The following is a 7,614-nucleotide window of genomic DNA, read 5'->3' as shown; positions in this document are numbered from 1 at the left end:
AGATAAACACCTTGTTGCTGCCGCTTCGCTTTCGCACAGAAAAACACTTTGTTGCTGCCGCTTCGCTTTCGCACAGAAAAACACCTTGTTGCTGTCGCTTCGCTTTCGCACAGAAAAACACCTTGTTGCTGTCGCTTCGCTTTCGCACAGAAAAACACCTTGTTGCTGTCGCTTCGCTTTCGCACAGATAAACACCTTGTTGCTGCCGCTTCGCTTTCGCACAGAAATTGCTAAATGAAGATAAAATAGGACCGCTCACCCGTTAAAGTGTGCAATCCTATCCATATGTCTACATATTAAAGTATTTAGCTATTACATAAGCAACCCAACGATAATCCGGCTGTAAACGTATGTTTTCAATTAAACCTTTTATAATCGGTTTACTATAGGTTGGATTTTCGACTTGGTATTTTAATAATTCTAGAGACTCGCGTTCTATAGTGTCTTCTAAGCCATCTAGATGTTGTTCGATTAATTCCAGCAAAGATTCCTGTGAAATTTCTTTATTACAAGGTTTTTCCGTTAATCTAACGAGTTCTTCAGTTATAAATGGTATCGTCGTATTCCGTGCAATAATTTCCGTCTTTTCAGCTAGAGATTTTGCCAATTGATCTAAATCGAGTGGTATATCGGAAAAAATAAAAAGTTCCGAATAACTTTTCATAAATCCTTTAATGCAATACATAACATCGTATTTTGTCTCGTGAAGTTCATCCTGATATAGCTGCTCCAGCATATAGATAATCGACTTAGACATCTCAATATCGTAGGCAATTATTTTCTGAAACAATTCTTTTTTTGTAAGAAGTACTTTCTCATTAAAAAACACACGGGCAGATGCAGCATGATTTTTAAATGCTTGAAAAATACTTTTGTAAAATTCAACCAAAATAATATCTTTACTAAGTGAACTTCTGACTACTTGGTCAACGTCAGTGACAAACTGTTGTAGATAATGCTCTACCATTGAAATTAGAAGCTCGTCTTTTGTTTTGAAAGATAAATAAAATGCACCTTTTGAAATTCCACATCGTTCTGTAATCTGCTGTACAGATGTAGCTTCGAAGCCTTGTTCTGAGAATAGCTCCAACGCTTTCTCCATAATAAGTTGCTTTTTTAACATACTTTTAATTCTCTCCTAATGTATTTCATTGACAAATGACCGATTAGTCATTATTATAAATAACGAAATCTAGTTAGTCAATAAAGGGTAGGTGTGAAGGTGAAAGGTTTAGTTAATTTCGTGTTGAAAAACAAATTGGCAGTGTGGTTATTAACAATTATCATCACTGTCTCTGGTATTTATTCAGGTACAAAAATGAAAATGGAATCCATACCTGACATTTCTATACCATATTTAATTGTAATGGGTGTTTATCCTGGTGCAACGCCTGAACAGGTTATGAATGAGCTTTCCATACCATTTGAAAAATCAATAGAAAGCTTAGAAGATGTAAAAGCAGTTTACTCTTCTTCCTCTTCAAACGTAGCACAAGTTCAAGTTGAATATGACTATGGAATTGATATGGATGAGAAAAAGCGCCAATTAGAGTCCGCTTTAGAAGGTATAAAAATACCTGAAGGTGCTCAAAAACCGACAGTTATGGCAATTAGCATGAATATGATGCCTGTTGTCGCTTTATCGGTTAGTAGCTCTAAGGAAGATATTGTTGGACTAACGTCAACAGTAGAAAACATTCTGCTTCCTAAAATCGAGAAAATTGATGGCGTTGCTTCAGCAACTATCAATGGTCAGCACATTAATGAAGTATCATTTAAATATGATAAAGCAAAAATGGCTGCTCTTGGTTTAACAGAGGATTCTGTCAAGCAAATGATTCAAGCAAGTGATATGTCACTTTCACTTGGTTTATATCAATTTACTGTAGGCGAACAGGCCGTTTCAGTAGACGGTAAAGTTAAATCTATCGATGAGTTAAAAGATTTATTGATCCCAGTTACACCTTCAGCTACAAATCCTTCACCATTCGTTCGCTTAGGCGATATTGCAACGATTGAAGTCGAAGGTAAAGTACAATCCGTATCACGTACAAACGGCAAAGATGCAATTGCGATTCAAATCGTTAAAGCTCAAGATGCAAATACGGTAAAAGTCGTAAATGCAGTGAAAGATTTAATGAAAGAAGAAGAAAAATCATTAGACGGCTTAAAAGTGGATATCTCACTTGACCAAGGTAAACCGATTGAAGATTCAGTCTACACAATGATTGAAAAAGCAGTATTCGGTGGTGCCATTGCCGTATTAATTATTTTACTATTCTTACGTGATTTCAAATCAACAATTATTTCAATTATTTCTATCCCAGTTTCAGTATTCATGGCATTACTACTATTAAACTGGATGGATATCACATTAAACATTATGACTCTCGGTGCGATAACCGTGGCGATTGGTCGTGTAATCGATGACTCAATTGTAGTTGTTGAAAATATTTATCGACGTATCCATTTAAAAGATGAAAAACTAACAGGTCGTGCCCTTATTCGTGAAGCGACAATTGAAATGTTCAAACCAATCCTTTCTTCTACATTAGTTACTATAGCAGTATTTGCCCCACTAATGTTTGTAGGCGGTATGGTTGGTGAATTATTCATGCCGTTTGCGTTAACAATGTCGTTTGCGCTAGGTGCTTCATTAATAGTGGCGATTACAATTGTTCCAGCTTTATCTCACTTCCTATTCCGTAAAAAAATATACGGTGAGAAAAAAGAAAGTCAACATAAAGAAGTTGGTAAACTAGCTCTTTGGTATAAGGGTGTACTAACAAAAGCATTAAATCATAAAATCATTACATCCGTTATAGCGATTGTATTGCTTGTTGGTTCTCTTGCTTTAACACCACTTATTGGCTTCAGTTTCATGGGCTCACAAGAAGATAAGGTTATGTACTTAACGTACACTCCTGGTACAGGCGAGCTAATGAAAGATACCGAAGCAAATGTTGCAAAAGTAGAAAAAGAATTAATGAAACGTGATGACGTTAATATTTTACAAGTTTCTATCAATGACCCTAAACATGTTGATTCTTCAGCAATGATGATGGGTGGCGGTGCTGGTGGTGCCTTAATGTACCTCATCTTCGATCCAGATATGAAGGACTTCCCTGAAGCACGTCAAGAAGTAGAAGACTATGTAACTAACATTGGTCAATCAGGAGAATGGAAATCTCAAAACTTCTCATCAATGTCGACGTCTTCAAATGAAGTAAGTTACACATTATATAGTGAAGATCTAGATAAGCTTCGCAAAGCAGTGAAACAAGTGGAAGGCGCATTAAAAGAAGTTGATGGTTTAGAAGATATTAAGTCTGATAATGAAGATCCATTTGTTGAGCATGTCCTAAAAGTAGATCAAAAGAATGTTCTACAATACGGATTAACTACTGCTCAAATTGTAATGGCTTTAAATCAAAATACATCATCAGAAGTTCTAACTAAAGTTCAGTATGATGGTGAAGATATTGATGTTATTGTACAACATGAAGAAAAAGCTGCAGCTAAATCTCTCGATGATGTATTAGCTACTAAAATCCAAACAGCTTTAGGCACAACAATGACGATCGGTGAGTTAGTAAAAGTAGAAGAAGGCACTACATTAAACTCATTATCTCGTTCAAAAGGTGAATATTTCGCAAAAGTTTCTGGTACGATTATCGGTGACGATATTTCAAAAGCAACTTCAGCTGCTGATAAAGAAATCGATAAATTAGATTTACCTAAAGGTGTAACGACTGGCGTTGGAGGCGTTGCTGCAGACATGCAAGAAACGTTCACACAGCTCGGAATTGCTATGTTAGCTGCGATCGCGATCGTTTACTTCATCCTAGTAGTAACATTCGGTGAAGGTTCAGCACCATTTGCTATTCTGTTCTCCCTACCATTCGCAGTAATCGGTGCATTTGTCGGCTTGTACGTCACAAATCAAACAATCTCTGTTTCTGTTATGATGGGACTATTAATGCTGATAGGTATCGTTGTAACAAACGCCATCGTATTAGTAGACCGCATTATCCATATGGAACGTGACGGACTTGCTATGCGCGAGGCCATTTTAGAGGCTGGTGCAACTCGTTTACGTCCAATCCTAATGACTGCCATAGCAACAATCGGTGCGATGATTCCAATGGCAATTGGTAATGGTGGCAGTGGTCTAATTTCAAAAGACTTAGCAATTACCGTAATCGGTGGTTTACTATCTTCAACACTATTAACACTAGTTGTTGTACCTATCGTTTATGAAATGCTATCTAAAATGTTAAAGAAAAACCGAAAAGACGTTAAAGATAATTAATAAATACATGTAAAAAAGGGCTCTCCATCGTTGAGAGCCCTTTTTTCTATGTTTTGAAGAAATACTATTGTCTATGACTCATTAGCATAACGTGAGGTTGATTTCCGTTACGGTTGGGGCTTTCCTGGGGGCGTCGGGGCAACAGGTGTTTGCACTCCTTCCGCGGGTATTCGCTCTGCCTCCGTGCGGGTATTCGCCTTCTTTCCGCGAGTATTTGCATTCCTTCCTCGAGTATTTGCACTCCTTCTGCGAGTATTTGCCTTCCTTCCGCGAGTATTCGCTCTCCTTCCTCGAGTATTTGCACTTCTTCCGCGAGTATTCGCTCTCCTTCCTCGAGTATTCGCTCTCCTTCCGCGAGTATTCGCTCTCCTTCCGCGAGTATTCGCTCTCCTTCCGCGAGTATTCGCCTTCCTTCCTCGAGTATTTGCACTTCTTCCGCGAGTATTCGCACTTCTTCCGCGAGTATTTGTACTCCTTCCGCGAGTATTCGCACCCCTTCCGCGAGTATTCGCACTCCTTTCGCGAGTATTCGCACTCCTTCCGCGAGTATTTGCCTTCCTTCCGCGAGTATTCGCACTTCTTCCTCGAGTATTCGCTCTGCCTCCACGGGTATTTGCCCCTTTCCGCGAGTATTCGCACTCCTTCCGCGAGTATTTTCTACCTCCGCGCGGGTATTTGCACTCCTTCCGCGAGTATTCGCTCTGCCTCCACGGGTATTTGCCCCTTTCCGCGGGTATTCGCCTTCCTTCCGCGAGTATTTGCACTTCTTCCTCGAGTATTCGCTCTCCTTCCGCGAGTATTCGCCTTCCTTCCGCGAGTATTCGCTCTCCTTCCGCGAGTATTCGCTCTCCTTCCGCGAGTATTCGCACTTCTTCCTCGAGTATTCGCACTCCTTCCTCGAGTATTTGCACTTCTTCCTCGAGTATTCGCTCTCCTTCCGCGAGTATTTGCACTTCTTCCTCGAGTATTTGCACTTCTTCCGCGAGTATTCGCTCTCCTTCCGCGAGTATTTGCACTTCTTCCTCGAGTATTCGCACTCCTTCCTCGAGTATTCGCCTTCCTTCCGCGAGTATTCGCACTTCTTCCGCGAGTATTCGCACTCCTTCCTCGAGTATTTTCTACCTCCGCGCGGGTATTTGCACTCCTTCCTCGAGTATTCGCTCTGCCTCCACGGGTATTTGCCCCTTTCCGCGAGTATTCGCACTCCTTCCGCGGGTATTCGCCTTCCTTCCGCGAGTATTCGCACTTCTTCCTCGAGTATTCGCACTCCTTCCTCGAGTATTCGCACTTCTTCCTCGAGTATTCGCACTCCTTCCGCGAGTATTCGCCTTCCTTCCGCGAGTATTCGCACTCCTTCCGCGAGTATTCGCACTACCTCCGCGCGGGTATTCGCCCGTTTTTTGCTCGAAAGCGAAGCGTCAGCTACAACGATGTTTGTCACGAAGGCGTTATCACAGGACGTGATGCTTTTAGCTTTCGCTCCACTACCCGCTTCGCTACGCTGCAGGGTCTCATCTGTGACGCTGATCCCCAAGGAGTCGCCCAGTCTCCACTCCAATCAACTTTAAATCCGCTAATAGTGAAATGCTTTAATTTTTTTCATTACCTCAAATATCTCCTCTCCAACTCTAGTGAATAGCTTCACAAGAATTTATAAATCTGGTTATAATTAAATACACTATAATGGTTACACAAATGAAGGGGGAGTTTTGTGAGCGATAACATTTTTAAACAAGCACCACCTGTTTTAAAATCAGCACGATTAACGTTGAGGCCGATTTCATTAAATGATTTAGATGCAATATTTAACTACACTTCAAGTGAAAATGTAGCACGCTATGTTACATGGGAACCTCATAAGAGTTTAGAAGAAACAATAGAGTTTATTGAATTAGTTTTTAGTGACTATAAACAAGATAATCATCTATTATGGGGCATCGAATATGAGCAAAAATTAATTGGCACTATCGATTTTGTTTCTATTATTGACAAGCATAAGTGTGCGGAGATTGGCTATGTTCTATCTGAAGATTATTGGAATCAAGGGATTACGACCGAAGCAGTAAAAAAATTAATAAACTATGGATTTGACGAATTAAAGTTGGTTCGAATCCAAGCACGGTGTTTTGAGGAAAATATCGGTTCCCAAAAAGTAATGGAAAAATCGGGGATGCTATTTGAGGGTACTTTACAAAAAAGTATGTTTGTTAAGGGGATTCATCAAAATATCAAAATGTATGCTATTACAGATGATGTCTATGTTAAATCTTAAATGGACTAAGCCCTGCAAAAAAGCAGGGCTTATAACCATTTCTCGATACAATGGACTTTTTTAGCCGTTGCATCTAATCTTACTTGTTTTCCTATTGCAATTGGATGCATCGGATGTGTATGACATATATCGAATTCTGCTAAGATTGGAATATTCATTCCGTCTAACTGTTCAAGCAGCACTTCATATGGCTTACGGCCTGTTTTTAAGTCATCATAACATTCATGCTTACCTAAAATAATGCCGCTTATTTTTTCAAATACTCCGTGTAATTTCAGCATCGCAAAATTTTTCTCAACGATAGCTGTATTTTTAGCGCAATCTTCTATTAATAAGATATCTCCATCATTAATTTTCGGGAAATAAGATGTACCAATAAACCCATACATAGCATTTACATTGCCGCCAATTAATCTACCTTTTGCAACTCCTTCTTGAACCGTCACCCATTCATTCTTATATAACTTTTTTTCCACCGTTTTTTCTAGCCAATTGACAGGTTCATCTGACCAATATGTAGGCATCGGAATTTCGTAAGGTAATGATTGCGATTTAAAGAAGTAGTTCTCAAAGAATTGATATGTATCATTAACTAATGGCTCAAATTCACCAAAGGAAGGAATTAATGCTGGACCGTAATAAGTTGTAATTCCTGTTTTTGCGTAAAGTGCCAGTAAAATTGCCGTTGCATCAGAGTAACCAACGACGATTTTTGGATTGCTTCGAAACGCCTCATAATCAATATATGGCAGCATACTATTTGAATTTGTACCACCTATTGTCGACATGATGATGTGGACGTTTGGATCACGTAATAATTCATTCAATTCCTCTGCACGCTCTTTAGGAGTGCCTGAGCGATAGATATCTGCTTTGCCCGTCAGACTACCTTCAATTAAATTAATATTTTTTTGTTCAAGAAAAGCTTTTGCACGCTTATATCGAGAAAATGCATTGACGGATGCGGGTGAAGATGGTGAAAAAATACCGATATTAATACTTCTAGTGTTTCTTCTAGAATTCATATACA

At 39.4% G+C, this 7,614-nt stretch carries 6 protein-coding genes; 2 read left to right on the top strand and 4 right to left on the bottom strand.

Translation table 11 applies throughout. From position 1 onward, the window contains the following. A partial coding sequence (locus tag AC1DCY_RS18175; RefSeq protein ID WP_477352419.1) for a hypothetical protein occupies window positions 1-259 on the bottom strand: 259 nt, incomplete at its 3' end. 30 nt (window positions 260-289) lie between these two features. Beyond that, window positions 290-1,123, bottom strand: coding sequence for a TetR/AcrR family transcriptional regulator (locus AC1DCY_RS18170; RefSeq protein WP_477352417.1), 834 nt, complete (start codon window positions 1,121-1,123; stop codon window positions 290-292). 99 nt (window positions 1,124-1,222) lie between these two features. Between AC1DCY_RS18170 and AC1DCY_RS18165 the strand changes: the two genes are divergently transcribed. Further along, on the top strand, window positions 1,223-4,312 hold the full coding sequence (locus AC1DCY_RS18165) for an efflux RND transporter permease subunit (protein WP_477352415.1): 3,090 nt from the start codon (window positions 1,223-1,225) through the stop codon (window positions 4,310-4,312). 64 nt (window positions 4,313-4,376) lie between these two features. Here AC1DCY_RS18165 and AC1DCY_RS18160 read toward each other — a convergent pair whose 3' ends face one another. Continuing rightward, window positions 4,377-5,846, bottom strand: a complete 1,470-nt coding sequence (locus tag AC1DCY_RS18160) for a hypothetical protein (protein ID WP_477352413.1) — start codon at window positions 5,844-5,846, stop codon at window positions 4,377-4,379. 177 nt (window positions 5,847-6,023) lie between these two features. On the opposite strand from AC1DCY_RS18160, the gene AC1DCY_RS18155 reads away from it, so the two are divergent. Next, complete coding sequence (locus AC1DCY_RS18155) at window positions 6,024-6,584, top strand: GNAT family N-acetyltransferase (RefSeq protein ID WP_477352411.1); 561 nt, start codon at window positions 6,024-6,026, stop codon at window positions 6,582-6,584. Window positions 6,585-6,613: 29 nt separating this feature from the next. Here AC1DCY_RS18155 and AC1DCY_RS18150 read toward each other — a convergent pair whose 3' ends face one another. Continuing rightward, window positions 6,614-7,609, bottom strand: coding sequence for a S66 family peptidase (locus tag AC1DCY_RS18150; RefSeq protein WP_477352410.1), 996 nt, complete (start codon window positions 7,607-7,609; stop codon window positions 6,614-6,616). Window positions 7,610-7,614 lie beyond the last annotated feature (5 nt).

The organism is Lysinibacillus sp. 10T31, assembly GCF_056394365.1.
This window is presented reverse-complemented; position numbering and strand designations above follow the sequence as displayed.

What these genes read in the sequence shown, in the direction of transcription:
- AC1DCY_RS18170 (WP_477352417.1), bottom strand. Translation starts at nt 1,123, where the DNA reads ATGTTAAAAAAGCAACTTATTATGGAGAAAGCGTTGGAGCTATTCTCA.
- AC1DCY_RS18150 (WP_477352410.1), bottom strand. Translation starts at nt 7,609, where the DNA reads ATGAATTCTAGAAGAAACACTAGAAGTATTAATATCGGTATTTTTTCA.